We start from the raw sequence: 21536 nt of genomic DNA on the forward strand, positions 1-21536 counted from the left end.
ATAGGGGGGAGAGGGTTGGGGGGCGCCTCCCATGACCGCCCCCGCGCTCTCCGTCGAAAGTCTCAGCTACGGCTACGGGCGCGGGGCGTTCGCGTTGCAGGACGTGTCGCTGGCGGTGGAGGCCGGGTCCTTCACCGCGCTGCTCGGCCCCAACGGCGCCGGCAAAACGACTCTGTTCGCCCTGATCACCCGCCTGTTCGAATCGACGAGCGGCACCATCCGCATCGGCGGCGTTGACCTCAGGGCGGAGCCGACGCGGGCGCTCGCCCGCATGGGGGTGGTGTTCCAGCAGCCGACGCTCGACCTCGACCTGACGGTGCGGCAGAACCTGCTGTATTTCGCCGCCTTGCACGGCCTGCCCCGCCGCACCGCCCAGGCGCGCGCGCTGGAGGCGCTGGAGCGGATGGGCATGGCGGAGCGCATCGACGAGACGGTGCGCCGGCTGAACGGCGGCCACCGCCGGCGGGTGGAGCTGGCGCGCGCCCTGCTGCACGAGCCCGCCCTGCTGGTGCTGGACGAGCCGACCGTCGGGCTGGACGTGCCCGCCCGCCGGGCCATCGTGGAGCATGTCCACGACCTCTGCCGGGAGCGCGGGATCGCCGTGCTCTGGGCCACCCACCTGATCGACGAGATCGGGCCCGACGACCGCGTGGTGGTCATCCACCGCGGCCGGATCCGCGCGGCCGGGCCGGTCGGGGACGTCAACCGCGACGCCGGGGCGGAGACGCTGACCGACAGCTTCAACCGCCTGATCGCGAAGGAGGCGGCATGACCATGACCGCCGCGCACTACGCCCGCGCGCTGGGCGGCATCGTCGGGCGGGAGGTGCTGCGCTTCGTGCACCAGCGGGAGCGCTTCCTGTCGGCGCTGGTCCGGCCGCTCCTGTGGCTGTTCGTCTTCGCGGCGGGCTTCCGCGCGGCGCTGGGCATCGCCATCACGCCGCCCTACGAGACCTACATCACCTACGAGGTCTACATCGCCCCCGGCCTCGTCGGCATGATCCAGCTGTTCAACGGGATGCAAAGCTCGCTGTCCATGGTCTACGACCGGGAGATGGGCAGCATGCGCATGCTGCTGGTCAGCCCCCTGCCCCGCTGGTTCCTGCTGACGGCGAAGCTGCTGGCCGGGACGGCGGTGTCGATCCTCCAGGTCTACGCCTTCCTGGCCATCGCGTGGGTCTACGGCGTGCAGGCGCCGCCGCTGGGGTATGTGACGGTGCTGCCGGCGCTGGTGGTCAGCGGGCTGATGCTGGGGGCGCTGGGGATGCTGCTGTCCTCGGCCATCCGCCAGCTGGAGAATTTCGCGGGCGTGATGAACTTCGTCATCTTCCCGACCTTCTTCCTGTCCACCGCCCTCTATCCCCTGTGGAAGATGCAGGAGGCGGGGGAGCTGCTCTACGCCATCTGCGCGGTGAACCCCTTCAGCCAGGCGGTCGAGCTGATCCGCCACGCGCTCTACATGAAGCTGAACGCGCCAGCGCTGGGCTGGACCGTGCTGGCGCTGGTGGTGTTCCTGGGTGGGGCGATCTACGGCTACAACCCGGCACGCGGCTTCCTGGCGCGGCGCGGCGCCGGGGCAGAATAACAGCCGTCGCCGTTATTGCGATTGCCCGCCGGGGTTCGGTTCGTTGGCGGCGTTGCCGACCAGCCCGATCTCACGGTAGTAGCGCTCCGCCCCGGGGTGCAGCGGGACGGACACGTTGGCGACCGCCTTCATAGGGTCGAAGCTGCGGCCCTTCGGGTGTCCCTCGATCAGCAGGCGGCGGGTGTTCTCGTGCCACAGCGCCTTGGTGACGCCGTGGATCAGGTCGGCGTTGAGGTCGGCGCGGACCAGCATCTCCGCCCCCACGGACAGGGTCGGCGTCTCCGCCACGCCGGGATAGGCGTCGGCCGGGATGGTCTGCTCGATGTAGAAGCGCTGTCGGGCGCGCAGCTCGTCCGCCATGCCGCCGTCCAGCGGGATCAGGCGGATCGGCAGCCGGTTCGCCACGTCGGTGATCGCGGCCACGGGCACGCCGCCGACCATGAAGAAGGCGTCCAGCTCCCCCTTGGCCAGCCGGTCGGCCGCCGTGCCGGGCTTCAGGTAGGCGGCCTTCAGCTCGCCCTCCTTCAGGCCGAAGGCGTCAAGCACCACGCGCGCCACCACCAGGATGCCGGAGCCCTCTTCCCCCAGCGACACGGCCTTGCCCTTCAGGTCGTCGACCGTCCGCAGGTCGCCGTCGGCCCGCACGACGAGCTGGATGGCCTCCGCGTAGAGCATGCCGATGGTGCGCAGCCCCTCGAAGGGCGCCTTGCCCTTGAAGGTGGCGGTGCCGGTGTAGGCGCCGTAGGCGACGTCGGCCTGGGCCAGCCCGGCCTCTAGCGCGCCCGAGCGCAGAAGCTCGATGTTCTCCACGGAGCCGAGCGTCGCCTGCGCCACCGCGATCAGCCCCGGCACGCCGCAGCTGCCGCCGCGGTCGCAGGGGCGGGAGCCCGGCGGGTTGGAGATGGCGTTGGCGATCAGCCCGCCGATCGGGAAATAGGTGCCCGACGTCGTCCCCGTGCCGATCCGGAAATAGCGGATGTCCTGCGCCGCAAGGCCCCGCGGCAACCCACCCAATAAGGCCGCACCGGCGATCCCGGCCAGCAGGGAACGGCGGCCGATTTCGAGAGGGCCTTTCGGGGAAAGGCGGGTGTTGGCTCCTGCGCGCGGCACCGGGGTCCACCTTTCCTGATCTGGAACCACCCTAGATGAATACCCGCACCCGACCCTTTTCAAGGCGCAAGCCGCTAAAAGACTCCCGCGAGGTCAAGAACGCCGACGAGTGCTACCGCGCCGCCACACACGGCCGGCGCCCGCGCCGACACCGCCTGCCCCAGCACCGCGGCGAGGCCGAGCCCGGCGCAGGTCACCAGCAGGATGCCCGCCGACAGGCCGGCCCAGAACAGCGCGCCGCCCATGTGCATGTAGCCGTGGAAGGCCGCGGCCACCGCCGCCGTCAGCACCGCCAGCGCCAGCGGCGCCTTGAGGTTGAGGGCGACCAGACCGCCCGTCAGGATCAGCGACACGGCCAGCCCCTGCGCCGCGTAGGGCAGCCGGATGCCGAGCTGGGCCGCGAGCCCGGCGGCCAGCACCGCCGTCAGCGCGGCGACCGGCAGCTGCCAGACGGCCGGGCCGCCGTTCTGCCCGGCCCACAGCCCGATGGCGAGGAAGCCCAGCAGGTGCTGGATCACCCACACCGGCTCCGTCAGGCCGGTGCCGAAGGGCCCGGTGATGGTCATCCGCGCGAAGGCGGGCGCCGCCGTCAAACCGATCAACACCCCCGTCAGCAACGTTGCGAGCAGAACAGACCGGATCGCCCCCATGCCCCTTACCCCTTTCGCGCGCCATGCGGCTGCCGGTATGGCGGGCGAAGACGGGCGGGGTCAAGTGACCACCGTCGGGAGCGGAGAGGGATCAATAGCCGCGGGGGCCGGTTCCGTACTGGCGCAGGTCCTGCTCCTTGCGGAACAGCTCGCGCTGCTGCAGGGGGTCGAGGCGGCCCATGGCGTCGTCGGTGCGCAGGCGGTCGACCTCGGGGCTCAGCAGGTCGCGCTTGAAGCGGTCGGTCTGCGCCTCGGTCGAGCCCACCGGCGGCAGGCCCTGCGGAACCTGCTGGGCGATGGGCGGCGGCGGCGGGGAGGAGCTGCCGCGGCGGCGCACCGGCGGTTGCTGCTGTTGCTGGTCCTGCGACATCCGCTGCCGGGTCTGGTCGTCCTGGTTTTGGGAGCGCTGGGCCTGGGACCGCTGGGACGGAGCCTTCCGGCTCGATTCGAGGGGCTGGGCGTTGGCCTCGTCCTGGAGCTGGCGGAACGTCTTTAGTCCCGCCGTTTGGCCTGCCGTCTGGTCCGCCACCCGGACTCCGGCCGGAGCCTGGGCCTGGGTGGGCGACGTTCCGGCCTGGCCCGGCATCTCGTCTTGAATGTCGGCCGTGCAGGCGGTGGTCGTGCAGGCGGCGAACAGAAGCGCGGCGGCCACGCTGATCGGATGCGGTTTCATCCCCTGAATGTCGTGGCTGCGGCGGGATCGGACAAGGACTCCCGATCGGGTCATAAAGTGGACTCATAAAGTGGACCGGGGGAACCACCACAGTAGGACTCCCATCCTCTTCGCTTTGCCGCTATCATGTTCCCGTTTTGTTCGAACGTGAATGATCGGCGGGCCCAAGCGGGCGGGAAAGGAGGATGGGCATGGGGCAGTCGGGGGGACAGCCAGGGGCGCGACGGATTGTTTCCCTATGGTTGCCGCGGCTGCCCACCGACGCCCGCGCGCGGCGCGTCCCCGGGCTGCACGACCGACCGTCGGCCGCCATCCTGGCGGAGCGCGGGCGGCTGGCCGTGGTGGCGGTCAACCGCGCGGCGGAGGAGGCCGGGGTCCTGCCCGGCATGACGCTCGCCGACGCCCGCGCCATTTTGGGCGGCGGAGGGGGCGGCGGAGAGCCCGGCCTGACCACCTTCGACGCCGAGCCCGAGTCGGACGCCCGGCTTCTGGAGCGGATCGCCGCCTGGTGCACGCGCTACACGCCCTGGACCGCGCCGGACGGGCCGGACGGCGTGGTCCTGGACATCACCGGCTGCGCCCACCTGTTCGGCGGCGAGGAGGCGCTGGTGGCGGATCTCCGCGCCCGCCTGGCCCGCGCCGGCTTCGAGTCGCGCGCCGCGCTGGCCGACACGCCGGCGGCGGCCTGGGGGCTGGCGCGGTTTGCCCCCACCCTAACCCTCCCCCGCTTCGCAGGGGAGGGAACTCCGCCGTCTTTCCGCGAAGCCGCAAACAGGCCCTCCCCTGCGCAGCGGGGGAGGGAGGGACCCGCGAAGCGGGAGGGTGGGGGCTTGCGTGCCCTCATCGACCCCCTCCCCATCGCCGCCTTGCGGCTCCCCCCCGCCACCATCGACGGGCTGGCCGCCGTGGGACTGCGGCGGATCGGCGACCTGCACGCCCTGCCCCGCGCCACGCTCGCCGCGCGGTTCGGGCGGGCGGTGCTGCTGCGGCTCGACCAGGCGCTGGGGCGGCTGGACGAGCCGGTGTCGCCGCGCCTGCCCGTGCCGCCGCACGGGGTCCGCCTCGCCTTCCCTGAGCCCATCGCCACCGCCGAGCCCATCGCCCGCGCCGTCCGCCACCTGCTCGACACGCTCTGCGCCGGGCTGGAGAAAACCGGCGAGGGTGCCCGGCGGCTGGTGCTGGAAGCACACCGCGTGGACCGCCGGCTGGAGGATCCGCCGCAGACGCTCGCCATCGGGACCAGCCGCCCGGTGCGCGACGCCGCCGCCCTGATGCGCCTGTTCGCGCAGAAGCTCGACCGGATCGAGCCCGGCCCCGGCATCGAGGTTCTGGTGCTGGCCGCCACCGAGGCCGGACCGCTGGGCGCCGTGCAGAGGGCCCTGGATGGCGGTGCGGCCGACGAATCGGAACTGGGGGAACTGGTCGACCGGCTCGGCAACCGTCTGGGGGAGCGCGCGGTGCTGCGCCTCGTCCCGCGGGAAAGCTGGCTGCCGGAGCGCAGCGTCGCCGCCGCGCCGGCTTTGTCCGGGATTGCCGCCACGTCCTTATGGCCGGCCGACCGGCCGCGCCCGGTGCGGCTGCTCGCCCCGCCGGAGCCGATCGAGGCCGTCGCCCGCGTCCCCGACGACCCGCCGATCATGTTCCGCTGGCGCGGCACGCTCCACCGCGTGCGCTTCGCCGACGGTCCGGAGCGCATCGAGGCGGAGTGGTGGCGGCGGGAGGGAGAGGTCCGCGACTATTACCGCGTCGAGGACGCCGACGGCCGCCGCTTCTGGGTCTTCCGCCAGGGGCTGTACCGGCCCGGCGTGAAGGCGCAGTGGTTCCTGCACGGGTTCTTCGGATGAGGGGGGAGTGGTCGCACTGGGCCCCCACCCTAACCCTCCCCCATCTTCGACGGGGGAGGGAACTCCGCTGCCCTTTCCTTAAGCCCCTCCCCCCGCGAAGTGGGGGGAGGTTGGGAGGGGGGCCCAGCGCCCGCACTCCCCCATGACCCCCTACGCCGAACTCCAGGTCTCCACCAGCTTCACCTTCCTGGAGGGGGCCTCCCACCCGGACGAGTTGGCGCTGACCGCGGCATCGCTCGGGCACGCGGCCATCGCGGTGACCGACCGCAACTCACTGGCCGGGGTGGTGCAGGCGCACAAGGCGGCCAAGCTGCACGGGCTGCGGCTGGTGGTCGGCTGCCGGCTGGACCTGACCGACGCGGCGAGCCTGCTGGCCTACCCCACCGACCGCGCGGCGTACGCGCGGCTGTCGCGGCTGCTGACGCTGGGCAAGCGGCGGGCGCCGAAGGGGGCCTGCTTCATCGCCCGCCGGGACGTGCTGGAGCACGCCGAGGGGATGCTGTTCCTGCTGGTTCCGCCGGACCGGCGCGACGAGGCCTTCCTGCACGAGCTGCGCGGCTGGCGCAACGAGCTGGGCCGCGCCCTCCATCTCGCGGCCAGCCACCGCTACCGCGGCGACGACCGCCGGCGGCTCGCCTGGCTCGCCGACTTGGCGGAGGCGGAGCGGGTGCCGATGGTGGCGACCAACGACGTGCTCTACCACTCAGCCGCCCGCCGGCCGCTGGCCGACGTGATGACCTGCATCCGCACCGGCACGACCATCGACGAGGCCGGCTGGCGGCTGTCGGCCAACGCGGAGCGGCACCTGAAGGCCGGGGTGGAGATGGCCCGCCTGTTCCGCCACCACCCGCAGGCCGTCGCCCGCACGGTGGAGATCGCCGAGGCCTGCCGCTTCTCGCTGGAGGAGCTGCGCTACGAATACCCGGACGAGGTCGCGGAGGACGGCCGCAGCCCGCAGGAGACGCTGACCGACCTGACGTGGCGCGGCGCCGCGGTGAAGTATCCAGACGGCATGCCGGAGAAGGTCGAGAAGGCCGTGCGGCATGAACTCGACCTGATCGGGCGGCTGGGCTACGCGCCCTATTTCCTGACGGTGCACGACATCGTGCGCTTCGCCAAGGGGCAAGGCATCCTGTGCCAGGGGCGCGGGTCGGCGGCGAACTCCGCCGTCTGCTACTGCCTGGACATCACGGCGGTCGACCCGGCGAAGTTCGATCTGCTGTTCGAGCGCTTCATCTCCGCCGCCCGCAACGAGCCGCCGGACATCGACGTCGACTTCGAGCATGAGCGGCGCGAGGAGGTCATCCAGTACATCTACAAGAAGTACGGCCGCGACCGCGCCGGGCTGACCGCCACCGTCATCCGCTACCGCGCGCGCGGCGCCATCCGCGAGGTCGGCAAGGCCATGGGGCTGTCGGCCGATCTGGTGGCGCGGCTGTCCGGCTCCATCTGGGGCTGGAGCCGCGACGGGGTGGACGAGGAGCGCGCCCGGCAGTACGGGTTCGACCCCGACGACCCGCGGCTGCGCCAGACGCTGGAGCTGGCGGGGGAGCTGATCGGCTTCCCGCGCCACCTGTCGCAGCATGTCGGCGGCTTCGTCATCACCCGCGGCCCCTTGAGCGACCTGTGCCCCGTCGCCAACGCCGCCATGGACGGCCGCACGACCATCGAGTGGGACAAGGACGACATCGACGCGCTGGGCATCCTGAAGGTGGACGTGCTGGCGCTGGGCATGCTGACCTGCCTGCGCAAGGGCTTCGAGCTGATGGAGCGGCACTTTGGGCGCGCCCCGACCCTGTGGGAGGTGCCGCAGGACGACCCGGAGGTCTACGACATGCTGTGCCGGGCGGACTCCATCGGCGTGTTCCAGGTGGAAAGCCGGGCGCAGATGTCGATGCTGCCCCGCCTGCGGCCCAAGGTCTTCTACGATCTGGTCATCGAGGTCGCCATCGTGCGGCCCGGCCCGATCCAGGGCGACATGGTGCACCCGTACCTGCGCCGCCGCACCGGGCAGGAGCCGGTGAGTTTCCCGTCGCCCGAGCTGGAGGCGGTGCTGAAGAAGACGCTGGGCGTGCCGCTGTTCCAGGAACAGGCGATGAAGATCGCCATCGTCGCCGCCGGCTTCAGCCCGGAGGACGCCGACCGCCTGCGCCGCGCCATGGCGACCTTCCGCAAGACCGGGCTGGTCCACACCTTCCGCGACCAGTTCATCGAGGGCATGGTCGCCCGCAACTACGACCGCGCCTTCGCCGAGCGCTGCTTCCAGCAGATCGAGGGCTTCGGCGAGTACGGCTTCCCGGAGAGCCACGCGGCGAGCTTCGCCCTGCTGGCCTACGTCTCGGCCTGGATGAAGCGCTGGCACCCGGACATCTTCGCCGCCGCCCTGCTGAACAGCCAGCCCATGGGCTTCTACGCCCCCGCCCAGATCGTCCGCGACGCGCGCGAGCACGGCGTGACCGTGCTGCCCCCGGACGTGAACGCGTCCGAGTGGGACTGCACGCTGGAAGTCATCCCCTCTCCCGCCTCCGGCGGGAGAGGGAGGGACCCACGCCCACAGGCGTGGGAGGGTGAGGGCAAGGTTTCTCGGGATGACCTTGCCCTCACCCCCCCTCTCCCGCCGGGGACGGGAGAGGGGATGGTGCGCGGCCACGCCCTGCGCCTCGGCCTTCGCCTCGTCAAGGGACTGACCGAGGACGACGCCCACGCGCTCGTGCTCCACCGCGGGGCCGGCTACCGCGACCCGTACGACCTGTGGCGGCGGGCGCGGCTGCCGGTGGCGGCGCTGGAACGGCTGGCCCGGGCCGACGCCTTCCGCTCCACCGGGCTCGACCGGCGGGCGGCGCTGTGGGCGGTGAAGGCTTTGGGAGACCAGCCGCTGCCGCTGTTCGCCGGCCTCGACGATCCCGGCGTGGCGGAGCCGGAGGTCGCCCTGCCCTCCATGGCCATGGGCGAGCATGTGGTGATGGACTACGGCAGCCTGTGCCTGTCGTTGAAGGCCCACCCCATGGCGCTGCTGCGCGACGGATTTTCGGGAGTGGCACCCGCCGAGCGGCTGCGCACGGCGCGCGCCGGGACGCGGCTGACCGTGGTCGGGCTGGCGCTGGTGCGGCAGCGTCCGGGCAGCGCCAGCGGCGTGGTCTTCATCACGCTGGAGGACGAGACCGGCATCGCCAACCTCGTCATCATGCCCGACGTGTTCGAAAAATTCCGCAAGGCGATCCTCAGCGCCCGCCTGATCGCCGCCACCGGCCGCGTGGAGAAGGACAGCCCGCCCAACGAGGAAGGCGGCGTGGTCATCCACCTGCGCGTGGAGCGGATCCTCGACCTGACCCACCGCCTGAACGAGCTGCTGGAGCCGGAACCGGCGCGGACGGCCCCGTCGGCGGCCCGATCCGCAGGCGTCTTCCCGGAGGGGCGGAATTTCCGGTGATACTCTCCCGCCTCCTCAGACACGCCTCTCTGAGCCGTCATTCCCGCGAAAGCGGGAATCCAGCCTGGTCAAGCACTGATGTGAGAAGCGTCATGGATCCCCGCCTTCGCGGGGATGACGATGGATAAGATGTCGCCTAAAAAACTGACGGGCGCCTCAGTCGATCAGGTCCGCGACCTCGCGGACGCGGCCGTTGTCGATCATGAACTGGACAAGGTCGGGCCGCTCCTGGCCGTAGGCGCGGTGGCGGGCGCGGACGGCGGAGATCAGGTCTCCCTTGCGGCCCAGAAGATCGTCGGCGAACTCGATCATGCGCAGGTTGGGCCAAGCCTTGTGACGGATGCCCACGACAGCGGCCATGGCGTCGGCGGCCGGGCGGTCGGGGCGGGCCTGGGCGAGGATCATGGTCAGCGCGGCGGTGGAGCGCGAGATGCCGGCGTGGCAATGCACCAGCAGGCCGCCCACGCCCGCGGGCTCGGCCAGCAGGTCGCGGCCGAAGGCCAGGATGCGTTCCACATCCGCGCGCTGCGGCAGGACCTGGCCCATGTAAGGGTCGATGATGTCGTGGAAGCGCAGTTCCAGCCGTTCGTGCTCACCGTAGGAGCCGAAGGCGGTCGGCTCCGGATGGCCGGGGTCGAGGATCGACAGCACATGCGTCACCCCGGCCTCGCAGTGGCCGATCAGCTCGTCGATGCCGCAGACGGTGACGTTGAAGGGAACGAAGTCGCGGGCCATGATCCTCTTCTCTTCCGTGCGCCCCGAAGTGCGGGCGCGAGAAGCGCATGTGGCACCCGGCCCTTCCACCGTCAAGCGGCATCGACCCCCGGATCACGCTCCGATCCGGATCATCCTCAGATCACGTTGAACAGGTAGAGCAGGATGATGATCGGGATCGGAATTCCGACGAGCCACAGAAGAACCCCCCTCATGCAACGCTCCCTCGGTTGAGGCCAAGCCGGCCGATGCCACCGTCAACAGAGCAAGAGGGCATTGGTTGCGCGAGACCTCCCCACCGGAGAGGGGGCTAGCCCGAAAGGGGGCGGATCACTCCGCCCCGCCGGTGTCCGGCTTCGTTTCGGCCGGGGTTTCGGCCGCAGCCTCCACCGGAACCTCCATTGCCATCTCGCCCGCCGGTTGGGTCGCCTGCACCGGCCTTGGCCGCGGACGCGGGGCGCGCAGCTTCTTCAGAAGCAGGGAGAAGGGCTTCAGCGCGCGGTCGAGGATGGTCGGGTCGGCCTCCAGGCGGGACAACAGGAAGGCGCCGGCCTCCAGGCTGGAGACGCTCTCGCGGCGGGGTTCCTTGCGGGCCTGGCCGTAGAGCGAGCGGAACTGCGGGTGCAGCACGATGCGGCGGCACTTCAGGAGCCAGGGATTGCGCCACCACAGGGTCTTGGCTTGGCTCCAGGTGCCGTCCAGCACGATGACGCCTTCCAGGTCGGCCAGGACCGCCTCGCTGTCCTTCTGCGGAGTGCCGGCCTTGTCGACCACGGCGACCTCCGCCTTCGGCGCGTTGTCGCCCTGCTTCACCGGGCCGAGGTAGAGCACGCCCCAGCGCTTGTAGTCGACCTCCCGCCCGAGGATGCGCTTCAGGTTCGACCAGCTGAGCCCGACCTTCACGGCCGAGTTCTTGAACTGCAGGTGCGCGATCTGCGCCGTCCCCAGGATTTCCCGCTTCTCCTGCGGGTGCTGGAGGATGAGCAGGAAGACGTCGTTGTCGATCGGCTCCACCGCCTCGCAAACGCACAGGTGCTCAGGTTTTAGGCAGGTGGGGCAGGATTCGGCGTGCATGGCGGTCTCGAAAGGAGCGAAGGGAAACGATGTCCGGGAAAAGGCGACCCAGGAAACGGCGACTATGGCGTCCCGGGCCGCAAAAAGGAACCAGCCGCATGAAAGTTTCGACAAAGCGTGATCTGGGTCACGCGGAGGCCCGTAGCTTGCATGATAGCGTCCAGGCACACAGGACGGGTTGGGCCGCGGCGGCCAAATGGACCGCTCCCCAGGCTCCCCCGACGCTCAGAAGGAGACCTGCCATGCTGCCCGCACATCTGGCCGCCCGCCTGTTGGAGCAACGCCGGGCCGAGCAATCCGCGGAATTCGCCCGGCAACTGCCGCTTTACGCCGAGGACATGCCCCTCCCGCCCGATGGGGACGACGACGGCGAGGCCCCGCGCGCCCTGCCGGACTGGGCGACCAACTACTGACGCCTTTCCGACATCCGCCCGGCGTTGATTGTCCGACAGTGGACGCCGGGGCGGAGTCGGTCACGCGACGTTCGCCCAGGCGGCGATCGCCGCGCGGCGGTCGATGAGCGGTGCGGGGACTGGTGCTGGGGCCGGCGCGGTTCGTGCCGGCTTCGCGATTTCGCCCGGCGCTGCGACCTCGGCCAGCGCGCCGTCCCGCCAGTCCAGCAGCCACGCGCCCGGCCGTCCGCCGCGGCAGCGTTCCAGCGCCACGCTCCAGCGGGGATCCCCCACGCCCGGTTCCGGAGACTGGCTGGAGGCCGGCGCGATCCGCCAGCGGGTCACCGCGGCGCTCGCCGCCGACCGGCGCGGGCCGAGCTGCAACAGGACTCCGGTCACACCCGACGACTCGGCGGCGAGCTGAAGGCGCCGGCTGGCCGTCAGGTCGAGCGCCCCCGCCTCCCCCAGCACGGCCGACAGGCGCCGGCAGCGCAGCGCCTCCTCCATCGCCCACAGGGCGTCGGCCTCGCGCGTCGCGCGCACCGCGATCAGCCGGTCGGGCGTCAGCCCATAGGCCGCCAGGCCGGGCGCGTGCAGGTCGCGCCCCCGCACCACCCAGACCACGGGCGCGGCCCCACTCGCCAGCCGGGCCAGCAGGCCCGCGGCGAAGGCCGTGGCGGCGCCGGGCTCATCCCCCGCCACCTCGTGCAGGCAGCCGAGCGGCAGGCCGCCCCCCGGCAAGGCCCCATCGATCTCGGGCAGGCCGAAGGGCAGCGTGCGCGCCCCCTCCCCGCCCAGCCCTTCCATCCGCCGGATGCGGGCGCGCAGGTCGTCCAGCAGCGCGGCCCGGTTCGACCGGGGTGCTGGAATCTGTGGGTCGGACGGCAGCAGGTCGGGCTCGGCTGAGGGCATGACTCGAGTCTCTGCATCAGGTATTTGTTCCTGATATGTTCTAGCACGACCCGTTCGTCCAGGGGAGTCCGGAAAATCGAAAGGGGTGCCCTTGCGGGCACCCCTTCGAAACTCCCGGTGATGTGGAAACCGGTCAGCGCGTCTGCTGGATCGCCGACAGAAGCCAGCGGCCGCCGCGGGAGCGCGTGAAGGTCCACAGCTCCGTCGCCTCGACCGGGCGGTTCGGGTCGCCGTCGACCACGCGGTTGGTGGCGCGGTCCACCGTGACGTCGACCAGCGAGAAGCGCATCGCCACCGTGGCGTATTCCATGTTGCCCTCGCGCCACGCCTCGGCCAGGTCGCCCTGGAGCAGGCGGACGTCGGACAGCTTGTTCACCACGCCGCGGCCGTTGTTCTGGGCCAGTTCCTCCGCGAAGTAGGAGTTCATCTCTGGCGTCGTGGCGGAGCGCAGCGCGGCCAGATCCTCGTTCCCGTAGGCGGTCTGGACGGTGACGAGCGTCTTCTCGAAGGCCTCGTAGTCGGCCGGGCCGATGCCGACGTCGTCACGCCGGACGCCCGGACGGCCGGCAGGAGCAGCGCCGCCCCCGCCGAGGCCGCCACCAACGGGGTTGTAGCGGACGTCGGCCGGGTCGCGGTTCAGCGGGCTGGCCTGGGTTGGGCCGGCCTGGGTCGGGCCGGCGTAAGCCGTCCCGGGGGCGCCCATCCCATTGCCCATGCTCATGCCCATCGGCCGCGCCGCCCCGGCGGAGCGGTTGCGGAAGAAGCGGATGGCGAGGCGGACCAGGAAGACGACCAGCAGGATCTGCAGGATGAAGCCCAGGATCCCGGCGAAGCTGCCGATGCCGTCGAAGAAGCCGCTGCCGAACAGCATCCCGCCGATGCCGGCGCCGATCAGGCCGCCCATCAGGCCGGGCAGGAAGCCGCCGCGCGAGAAGAAGCCGCCGGACTGGGCCGCCGGAGCCGCCGCGCCCATGCCGGGACGTTGCTGCTGCATGCCGGGGGAGGCCATCGACCGCTCCATCGGAGCGGCGGCGTTCGGCGCCGTGTTGGTCGTCGCCGGGGCCTCGTAGGTGCGCGAGCCGCGGCTGCCCATCGAGCTGCTCTTGCCCGCACGGGCGTCGGCCGTGCCGGCGGTCAGCGCGACGGCCAGCGCCAGGGCGACCGCGCCGAAGGCGCGGGCCGGGGTGCGGGTCGGGCGATGAGTTGTGGTGCGGGGAGTGCGAGTGTTCTGGGTCATGGCCGTGTTCGAAAAATCCCTCGGATCGGGGACGCCCACACATATGGTGTGGTCGCTGCCCCCGTTTTAGAGGGTCCCCCGGACAATCGGCAACAAAATGCGCAAAAGCCGGGCAAACGGGCAACGGACCGCCATAAGGCCGGAGGCCGGTCAGGCCGTCGCCCGTCCCCCTCCATCATGGCGCCCATGCTCCAGCGCCCAGGCCGAGCGCATCGGCTCCAGGACCGGGACGCCGACCGACGGCGTTCCGGAGATTCCCCCCATGGCCGCCCAGACGCGGCGGCGCACCTCGATCTGGCGGCGGCAGTCGCGGGAACAGTAGAGCGGCGCCGGGCCGCGCGGCGACGTACGGCGGAACGGCTGTCCGCAGCAGGCGCAGTACAAGGTGTCCATTGGCTCTCCCTTTCCGGAACGGCCGTTCTTCTTCTTTGGCGGACGGCCTGCTCCACCGGGTTCTGGTTCGTGTTGGTTCGGTTGTCTTGTGGCCGGCATTCTTCCCGCACCCACCGTCTTCGCGCCAGCGGGGCAATGGACATATGGCATCCGGACCCGCGGCCATGCCCAAACAGACGACGGGCCTATTCGTTGCATCCGCAATGGTTTAGACCCGATGCCCAGGGCAACGCGCGACAGGGGCGCGTCGATTCGCCGCGATTCCGGCTCTGGCTTCGGCTTATTCTTCCGGCCGCCCGTCCCCACATGCCCCCCAGATGCCCGGCATACCGATTCCAGAGCACCCTTCGGCGCCGCCGGTGTTGAGGTTGGGGAGTCACCGACGCCCTGAACATTGAAACGACGACGAGAGGCCATTGCCGATGAAGCTCCCCGCCATCCGAGTCTTCCTGGAGAACGAGGCCGCCGCGGGCATCGCCCTGATGATCGCCTCGGCGGTCGCGCTGGTCTGGGCGAACTCCGCCGCCGCGCCCCTGTACGAGGCGATGCTGGCCATGCCGGTGACGGTCACGGCGGGCGGGGTCGGCCTCGACAAGCCGCTGATCCTGTGGATCAACGACGGGCTGATGGCCGTGTTCTTCCTGGTCGTCGGGCTGGAGATCAAGCGGGAGGTGCTGGCGGGCGAGCTGTCGAACCGGGCGAAGGCCATGCTGCCGGGCATCGCCGCGGTCGGCGGCATGGCCGTCCCGGCGCTGGTCTACGTCGTCTGCAACTGGGGCGACCCGGTGACGATGCAGGGCTGGGCCATCCCGGCGGCCACCGACATCGCCTTCGCGGTTGGCGTCCTGGCGCTGCTGGGGTCGCGGGTGCCGTCGAGCCTGCGCATCTTCCTGCTGGCGCTGGCGATCATGGACGACCTGGGCGCCATCATCATCATCGCCGCCTTCTACAGCCACGGGATCGTGCCGATGGCGCTGGGCTTCGCGGCCATCGCCGGGCTGGGGCTGTTCTGGATGAACCTGATCGGGGTGCGCAGCCTGACGCCCTACATGCTGCTGGGCTTCGTGCTGTGGGTCTGCGTGCTGAAGTCGGGCATCCACGCCACGCTGGCCGGCGTGGCGCTGGCCTTCGCCATCCCGCTGCGCGCCGACGGCCGCGACCGGACCGAGGAGGTGCGCGAGGACTCCCCCCTGCACCGGCTGGAGCACGCGCTGCACCCCTGGGTGGCCTTCCTGATCCTGCCGGTCTTCGCGCTGGCCAACGCCGGCGTGTCGCTGTCGGGCATCACGCCCTCCAGCCTGGCGGAGCCTGTGCCGCTGGGCATCGCGCTGGGCCTGTTCGCCGGCAAGCAGCTGGGCGTGCTGCTCGCCTCCTGGCTGGCGATCCGCCTGCGCCTGTCGTCCCTGCCGGCCGGGGCCAACTGGATGCAGTTCTACGGCGTGGCGGTGCTGACCGGCATCGGCTTCACCATGAGCCTGTTCATCGGCACGCTGGCCTTCCCCGACCCGGAGCACGCGGTGGCGGTGCGGCTGGGCGTGCTGGCCGGATCCATCGCGTCGGCCCTGTTCGGCTACGGCCTGCTCTACGCCGCCGGAACGTCGCGGACGGCGCCGATGGCGGAAGAGGCGCGCTGAGCGGCCGGATCTCACCGAACGGGGCCGATCAAAGGGGGAGCCGGCGCCCGAAGGGCACACCGAAAGAAGGCTCCGCCCGGGAGTGATAGGCCGGGAACCGGACGACGCAGCCGCGGGTTGTTTGAAGTGCCCTCAGCCGGCACCCCATCCCCCGCTCCGGTGACCGCCATGACCGCCACCCGCACCCGTCCAGCGCCCGCCTCAGCCTACCCGCGCGCCACGGCCGCGCCGCCGAGCATCGACATCGACTTCAATCGGCTGGAACGCCTGCGCCGGCTGACCCGGCTGATGGACACGCGCTGGCGCATCCCCGGCACGCGGATCCCGGTGGGGCTGGACGGCATCGCCAGCCTCTTCCCCGTCGTCGGCGACACGGCGACCGCGGTGGTGTCCGCCTACATCATCCTGGAGGCCACCCGCTTCGGCATCCCCAAGAGCCTCGTCGCGCGCATGGTCGCGAACTTGGCGCTGGACTGGGCGGGCGGGTCGGTCCCGGTGCTGGGCACCATCTTCGACATCGCCTTCAAGGCCAACCGCAAAAACCTGGACCTGCTGCACAAGCACCTGGAGGACCGGCTGGCGGGATTGGCGTAAGGGCGGCACGAGTCATTCCGGCAAAGCCCTTGCATCGCCCCGGTTGTGTGTCCCCAAAGGACAGCAGCGGGAGCGACGCATGACAGCCCTATCGACCGCCGACCGGATGAAGGCCGACGTGGCCGCACAGTGCCCGGTCGCAGCGACACCGGTATCGGCCGGACCGGCATCGGGTGGGCCGGAACCCGGCAAACTTTTCCCCGGGGCACGTTTTGCCGAGTTGCTGGCGGCAAAAACTGCCGCCTTGAACGAAGCACTGAACCGCCGCTTCGCGCTGGCCGGCGTGGACACCGGCGTGCCCGTGGCGCTGGACGTCGCTTCCGACGGCCGTGTCGTGGTGCGCGGCGACCACCCGGACAAGGCGACGATCGAGCGCCTGTTCGCCGAGGACGCGGGCCTCGCGAACCAGTACCGCGAGGTCGCGGGCGGGAACGCCTTCCTGGCCGCCGGCCGCGTCTCCGAACGGTTCCGGCGGGAGCTGGAAAGCGCAGGGACGGAGGAGATGCGCAAGCGCGTCTACCGCCGCTTCGAACCGATCTTCCGGCAGCTGGAGCAGGCCGGCGGGCGGATGACGCTGGCCGGAGGGTGCCTGCCGGGGTGCCTGCCGGGGTGCCTGCCGGGGTGAGTAAGACCTTTCGTCGCCGGACCCGCGCGTCGCTTGAAGTCAACTCTTGACGTGGGTCAAAGCGAGGGGGCCGGGCTTGGACGATCCTCCCGCCCATGAACGCGATCCTCCCCGTGCGCTCCGCCGCCCCCGCCCTCAACGCCGGCCTGCTCGCCAAGTACGACGGGCTGCGCGTGCCCCGCTACACCAGCTACCCGACCGCCCCGCACTTCACCGCCGCGGTGGACGCCGGCGTCTACGGCGGCTGGCTGGAGGGGCTGGACACCGCCGCCCACGCGGGATCGCTGTACCTGCACGTGCCCTTCTGCGCGCAGATGTGCTGGTACTGCGGCTGCCACACCAAGATCGTGGCGCGCTACGCCCCCATCGCGGAGTATCTGGGCCACCTGCGGCGGGAGGTCGGCATGGTCGCCGACCGCATCCCCGGCCGGTTGCGCGTGCGGCACATCCATTTCGGCGGCGGCACGCCGACCATGATGGCCCCGGAGGACTTCGAATCGCTGATCGCGCTGCTGCGCGCCCGCTACGACGTCACCGCGGACGCGGAGATCGCGGTGGAGATCGACCCGCGCACCCTGACGAAGGAAATGGCGGAGGCGCTGGGCCGCGCCGGGGTGAACCGCGCCTCGCTCGGCGTGCAGGACTTCGACCCGGACGTCCAGGCGGCGATCAACCGCATCCAGCCGCGCGAGCGGACGGAGCAGACGCTGGAGTGGCTGCGCGCCAACGGCATCCGCCACATCAACCTGGACCTGATGTACGGCCTGCCCAAGCAGTCGGTGGAGAGCGTCGCGCGCTCCGCCGAGATCGCGCTGGCCATGGATCCCGACCGGCTGTCGGTGTTCGGCTACGCCCATGTCCCCTGGATGAAGACGCACCAGAAGAAGATCGACGAGGCGGCGCTGGCCGGCACGCTCGGCCGGTGGGAGCAGTTCGCGGCGATCTCCGACGTGCTGGGCGCCGCCGGCTTCCGTCCCATCGGGCTCGACCACTTCGCCCGGCCGGACGACGAGCTGGCCGTGCAGCAGGCGGAAGGCCGGCTGAGCCGCAACTTCCAGGGCTACACCACGGATGATGCGGAGGTGCTGCTGGGCTTCGGCGCGTCGTCCATCGGTGCGCTGCCGCAGGGCTACGTGCAGAACACCGTGCCCTTCGACCAGTACGCCCAGGCCATCGAGGCCGGCACCCTCCCCACCGCCAAGGGCCTCGCCCTGACCGACGAGGACCGGCTGCGCCGCGACCTGATCGTGCGGCTGATGTGCGACCTGTCGGTGGACGTCGGCGCCGTCGCCGCGGCCCACGGGCGCGACCCGGGGGCTTTCGACGCCGATCTCGCCGCCATGGACGACCTCGTCGCCGACGGCGTCGCCGTGGTGGAGGGACGCCGGGTCGCCGTGCCCGAGTCCGCCCGCCCGCTGATGCGCATCGTCGCCGCGCGCTTCGACACCTACCTGTCCACGGGCGCCGGGCGCCACAGCCGGGCTGTGTAGGCCCACCCCTGGATTGTGTTTGTTCGATTATCTGTCCACCAATGGCGAATAATCTTCCTCTTCGCCACCGGATGGAGAATCACCCATGAACAACACGTCACTCGCCCTGCTGGCCCTGGCGGGAACAGCCGCCGTCTTGGCCGCGGCCCCCGCGTCGGCCTGCGAAACGGAACCGTACATCGGCAGCGTCTGCGCCATCGTCACCCCTTACTGCCCGCAATATTTCCTGCCGGCGAACGGCCAGCCCTTGCAGGTCGTCCAGTATCAGGCGCTGTACGCGTTGATCGGAAACACGTACGGCGGAACGCCGGGAAGCACCTTCAACCTGCCGAACCTGCAGGGCCGCATGGTCGTCGGCGCCGGCAGCGCGCCGGGCCTCACCACGGTCAAGCTCGGCGCTGCGAGCGGCCAGAACACGGTGACCACGACCCTGGCCCCGAGCCAGATACCGGCCACGCCCAGCACGGCCACCATTGCCGCTCCGGCCACGCCGCCCGCCGGCTCGCCACCGCCGCCGACCACGACGCTCTCCTATCTGGCGCCCCCCACCGCCGCGCCCATGCCGGTGGTGATCCCCACCCAGCCGCCGCAGCTCGGCCTCACCTACTGCATCGCGGTCCAGGGCGCGTTCCCCACGCGCACGGACTGACTCCTTTGGAGGCCGACCTAGGCGGCCTGCCGTCCCTGGATGCCCCTCCCTCTGGCCTTCCGCGGGCAAATCGGCGACAGTGGTCGCCGACGAACGCTTTCGGAAGCGCCGGGGGACGGGCACCGATGATCACGCTGTACACCTTCGCCACGCCCAACGGGCACAAGGCCTCCGTCCTGCTGGAGGAGCTGGGCCTCACCTACAAGGTCCACAAGATCGACGTCGTGGCCGGGGAGAACCGGCATCCCGACTATCTGGCGGTCAGCCCGATCGGCAAGGTGCCGGCGGTGGTCGAGGATTTGCCCGCCGGCAAGAAGCGCCGCCTGTTCGGCTCCGGCGCCATCCTGCTGCACTACGCGGAACGCACCGGCCGCCTGCTGCCCGACGGGGTGGACGACCGCGCCGAGGCGATGAGCTGGTTCCAGCTGGGCATCAGCGACCTGGGCCCGACGGCGGTGGACATGTTCCGCTTCTCCGTCCGGGCGCCGGAGAAGATCCCTTACGCCATCGACCTGTTCAAGGGCGAGCTGGTGCGCTGTTACACCGCCATGGAGGCCCGGCTGGCCGAGGTGGAATACCTCGCCGGGACCTACTCCATCGCCGACATCGCCTGCTATCCCTTCATCGCCGTGGCCGGCCTGGCGAACCCCGGCCTGCTGGAGCGCTACCCGAACATGAAGCGCTGGCACGACGCCATCGCCGAGCGGCCGGCGGTCAAGCGCGGCATGGCCGTCCCCGACTATTGAGCCGCCGTTTCCAGGCTTGCCGCACAAAGACAACAAGAACCGTTAGAGACATGCCCATCATCAACCGAATCGCCGAATTCCACGCGGACATGACCGCGTGGCGGCGCGACATCCACGCCCACCCCGAACTGGGCTACGAGGAGCACCGCACGTCCGCCCTCGTCGCCGCGAAGCTGGCCGACTGGGGCATCGCGGTGGAACGCGGGCTGGCCGGCACCGGCGTGGTCGGCACGTTGACGGGCCGCGGCGGGAACACCCGCGCCATCGGCCTGCGCGCCGACATGGACGCGCTGCCGATGCCGGAGGCGAACGGCTTCGCCCACGCCTCCACCAACGCCGGCGCCATGCACGCCTGCGGCCACGACGGCCACACCACCATGCTGCTGGGCGCCGCCCGCTATCTGGCGGAGACGCGCAACTTCGACGGCGTGGTCCACTTCATCTTCCAGCCCGCCGAGGAGGGCAAGGGCGGCGGCCGGCGGATGATCGAGGATGGGCTGTTCGAGCGCTTCGACTGCGAGCAGGTCTACGGCATGCACAACTGGCCGGACCTGCCGGCCAACCGGATCGCCGTGCATCCCGGCCCGGTGATGGCCGCGGCCGACCAGTTCTCCATCACCGTATCGGGCCACGGTGGCCACGCCGCCATCCCGCACCGGAGCATCGACCCCGTCCTGGTCGCCGCCCACATCGTCACGGCGGCGCAGAGCCTGGTCAGCCGCGGCACCGACCCGGCAGACAGCGCCGTCGTCTCCGTCACCTGGGTGCAGGCCGGCACCACCTACAACGTCATCCCCGACGAGGCGAAGCTGCACGGCACCGTGCGCACCTTCACCGAGCCGACCCGCGCCCGCATCCGCGAGCAGCTCGGCCGCTTGGCGGAGAGCATCGCCGCCGGCTTCGGCGCCACGGCGGTGCTGGACTACCGGCCCGGCTACCCCGCCACCGTGAACACGGAGGCCGAGGCCAGGGTCGCCGCCGGGATCGCCGCCAAGGTGGTGGGCGAGGCCAACGTGACCTGGGCACCCAACCCGTCCATGGCGGCGGAGGACTTCGGCTACCTGCTGCGCGAGCGGCCGGGCGCCTATGTCTGGCTGGGCCATGGCGCCCATACGGGACCGGCCTGCCGGCTGCACAACCCGCACTACGACTTCAACGACGACATCCTGACCACGGGCGCCAGCTATTGGGCCACGCTGGTCGAGACCATCCTGCCCCGGAGCGCCTGACCGCATGCGAACGACGACGTCCCGCGCCGCTTCCCTGGCCCTATCTCTGATCGCTTTCGCGGTCGCCCTGCCCCTGCTGGGCGCCTGCCAGACGGCCCCGGACGCGGCGACGGCGTCGCGCTCGCTGCTGCCCGCCGACGCCGCCCCCGGCACCTATTGGCAGGGCGACCGCAGCCAGGCCTTCGAGCGCGCCTACGTCGTCGCCCGCACCCCGCAGGAATGGACCGAGCTGTGGTCCCGCGTCGGCGAGCCGGCCCCCGCCGACCTGCCCGGCGACCGGATGGCGGTCGGCGTCTTCCTCGGTCCGCGCGACACCGCCGGCTACGGCGTCGCCATCGACACGGTGCGGCAGGAGGGGTCCGACATCATCGTCGGCTACCACGAGCGCGTGCCCGGCCCGGCCCAGGCCGTGGCCCAGATGCAGACCAGCCCCTACGCGGTGCGCCTGCTGCCGAAGGCACCGGGTGCCACGAAGTTCCAGCGGGAGAAGTGAGGATTCGATCCACCATAATGGTGGAACCCGCTTGGCGCGCCACCATATTGGTGGCATGCTCCG

At 71.2% G+C, this 21536-nt stretch carries 21 protein-coding genes; 13 read left to right on the plus strand and 8 right to left on the minus strand.

The features are described 5' to 3' along the window. The first annotated feature begins 31 nt into the window (after positions 1 to 31). Both J2851_RS13900 and J2851_RS13905 read left to right on the plus strand, forming a co-directional pair. Complete coding sequence (locus J2851_RS13900) at positions 32 to 772, plus strand: ABC transporter ATP-binding protein (protein ID WP_209766888.1); 741 nt, start codon at positions 32 to 34, stop codon at positions 770 to 772. A gap of 2 nt (positions 773 to 774) precedes the next feature. Further along, the gene (locus tag J2851_RS13905) at positions 775 to 1584 is read left to right on the plus strand and encodes an ABC transporter permease (RefSeq protein WP_209767057.1); all 810 of its coding nucleotides are present in this window, start codon (positions 775 to 777) and stop codon (positions 1582 to 1584) included. Positions 1585 to 1596: 12 nt separating this feature from the next. On the opposite strand, the gene J2851_RS13910 is transcribed toward J2851_RS13905, so the two are convergent. From J2851_RS13910 to J2851_RS13920, 3 genes are all read right to left on the minus strand, one after another. Further along, a complete protein-coding gene (locus J2851_RS13910; protein ID WP_209766889.1) occupies positions 1597 to 2694 on the minus strand; it encodes a TAXI family TRAP transporter solute-binding subunit in 1098 nt (365 codons plus the stop codon). Between the two features lie 74 nt (positions 2695 to 2768). Beyond that, complete coding sequence (locus tag J2851_RS13915; RefSeq protein ID WP_307419640.1) at positions 2769 to 3299, minus strand: HupE/UreJ family protein; 531 nt, start codon at positions 3297 to 3299, stop codon at positions 2769 to 2771. 136 nt (positions 3300 to 3435) lie between these two features. Beyond that, entirely contained in the window at positions 3436 to 4017 is a 582-nt protein-coding gene (locus J2851_RS13920) for a hypothetical protein (RefSeq protein ID WP_209766891.1), read from the minus strand. A 242-nt stretch (positions 4018 to 4259) separates the two neighbouring features. Between J2851_RS13920 and J2851_RS13925 the strand changes: the two genes are divergently transcribed. Continuing rightward, on the plus strand, positions 4260 to 5861 hold the full coding sequence (locus J2851_RS13925; RefSeq protein ID WP_246500646.1) for a Y-family DNA polymerase: 1602 nt from the start codon (positions 4260 to 4262) through the stop codon (positions 5859 to 5861). A 142-nt stretch (positions 5862 to 6003) separates the two neighbouring features. Then, the gene (locus tag J2851_RS13930; RefSeq protein WP_209766893.1) at positions 6004 to 9291 is read left to right on the plus strand and encodes an error-prone DNA polymerase; all 3288 of its coding nucleotides are present in this window, start codon (positions 6004 to 6006) and stop codon (positions 9289 to 9291) included. 156 nt (positions 9292 to 9447) lie between these two features. Here J2851_RS13930 and J2851_RS13935 read toward each other — a convergent pair whose 3' ends face one another. Together J2851_RS13935 and J2851_RS13940 are read right to left on the minus strand one after the other, a co-directional pair. Beyond that, on the minus strand, positions 9448 to 10026 hold the full coding sequence (locus tag J2851_RS13935) for a tyrosine phosphatase family protein (RefSeq protein WP_209766894.1): 579 nt from the start codon (positions 10024 to 10026) through the stop codon (positions 9448 to 9450). A 309-nt stretch (positions 10027 to 10335) separates the two neighbouring features. Further along, positions 10336 to 11079 carry a tRNA-uridine aminocarboxypropyltransferase gene (locus J2851_RS13940; protein WP_209766895.1) on the minus strand — a complete coding sequence of 248 codons (744 nt, stop codon included), beginning with the start codon at positions 11077 to 11079 and terminating at the stop codon, positions 10336 to 10338. Positions 11080 to 11321: 242 nt separating this feature from the next. Between J2851_RS13940 and J2851_RS13945 the strand changes: the two genes are divergently transcribed. Then, positions 11322 to 11492 (plus strand): hypothetical protein, encoded by a 171-nt coding sequence (locus tag J2851_RS13945; RefSeq protein ID WP_209766896.1) that lies wholly within the window; start codon positions 11322 to 11324, stop codon positions 11490 to 11492. 60 nt (positions 11493 to 11552) lie between these two features. Here the strand turns inward: J2851_RS13945 and J2851_RS13950 are convergent, their stop codons facing one another. The 3 genes from J2851_RS13950 to J2851_RS13960 all read right to left on the minus strand — a co-directional run bounded on the left by J2851_RS13950 (position 11553) and on the right by J2851_RS13960 (position 14013). Next, a complete protein-coding gene (locus tag J2851_RS13950) occupies positions 11553 to 12383 on the minus strand; it encodes an ImuA family protein (RefSeq protein ID WP_246500647.1) in 831 nt (276 codons plus the stop codon). A 133-nt stretch (positions 12384 to 12516) separates the two neighbouring features. Continuing rightward, on the minus strand, positions 12517 to 13620 hold the full coding sequence (locus J2851_RS13955) for a Tim44 domain-containing protein (protein WP_209766897.1): 1104 nt from the start codon (positions 13618 to 13620) through the stop codon (positions 12517 to 12519). A 150-nt stretch (positions 13621 to 13770) separates the two neighbouring features. Then, positions 13771 to 14013 (minus strand): hypothetical protein, encoded by a 243-nt coding sequence (locus J2851_RS13960; RefSeq protein ID WP_209766898.1) that lies wholly within the window; start codon positions 14011 to 14013, stop codon positions 13771 to 13773. 422 nt (positions 14014 to 14435) lie between these two features. Here J2851_RS13960 and nhaA point away from each other — a divergent pair, with 422 nt between their 5' ends. From nhaA to J2851_RS14000, 8 genes are all read left to right on the plus strand, one after another. After that, the gene (gene nhaA, locus J2851_RS13965) at positions 14436 to 15647 is read left to right on the plus strand and encodes a Na+/H+ antiporter NhaA (protein ID WP_209766899.1); all 1212 of its coding nucleotides are present in this window, start codon (positions 14436 to 14438) and stop codon (positions 15645 to 15647) included. A gap of 168 nt (positions 15648 to 15815) precedes the next feature. Continuing rightward, the gene (locus J2851_RS13970) at positions 15816 to 16241 is read left to right on the plus strand and encodes a DUF4112 domain-containing protein (RefSeq protein WP_209766900.1); all 426 of its coding nucleotides are present in this window, start codon (positions 15816 to 15818) and stop codon (positions 16239 to 16241) included. Positions 16242 to 16485: 244 nt separating this feature from the next. Next, the gene (locus J2851_RS13975) at positions 16486 to 16866 is read left to right on the plus strand and encodes a hypothetical protein (protein WP_209766901.1); all 381 of its coding nucleotides are present in this window, start codon (positions 16486 to 16488) and stop codon (positions 16864 to 16866) included. Between the two features lie 95 nt (positions 16867 to 16961). Further along, positions 16962 to 18356, plus strand: coding sequence for an oxygen-independent coproporphyrinogen III oxidase (gene hemN / locus J2851_RS13980; protein ID WP_209766902.1), 1395 nt, complete (start codon positions 16962 to 16964; stop codon positions 18354 to 18356). An 85-nt stretch (positions 18357 to 18441) separates the two neighbouring features. Then, entirely contained in the window at positions 18442 to 19005 is a 564-nt protein-coding gene (locus tag J2851_RS13985) for a phage tail protein (RefSeq protein WP_209766903.1), read from the plus strand. Between the two features lie 125 nt (positions 19006 to 19130). Then, positions 19131 to 19751, plus strand: coding sequence for a glutathione S-transferase family protein (locus J2851_RS13990; RefSeq protein ID WP_209766904.1), 621 nt, complete (start codon positions 19131 to 19133; stop codon positions 19749 to 19751). Positions 19752 to 19801: 50 nt separating this feature from the next. Further along, complete coding sequence (locus J2851_RS13995) at positions 19802 to 20980, plus strand: M20 aminoacylase family protein (protein ID WP_209766905.1); 1179 nt, start codon at positions 19802 to 19804, stop codon at positions 20978 to 20980. Positions 20981 to 20984: 4 nt separating this feature from the next. Then, positions 20985 to 21473, plus strand: a complete 489-nt coding sequence (locus J2851_RS14000) for a protease complex subunit PrcB family protein (RefSeq protein WP_209766906.1) — start codon at positions 20985 to 20987, stop codon at positions 21471 to 21473. Positions 21474 to 21536: the final 63 nt, after the last annotated feature.

This window comes from Azospirillum rugosum (genome assembly GCF_017876155.1).
Classification (GTDB): domain Bacteria; phylum Pseudomonadota; class Alphaproteobacteria; order Azospirillales; family Azospirillaceae; genus Azospirillum; species Azospirillum rugosum.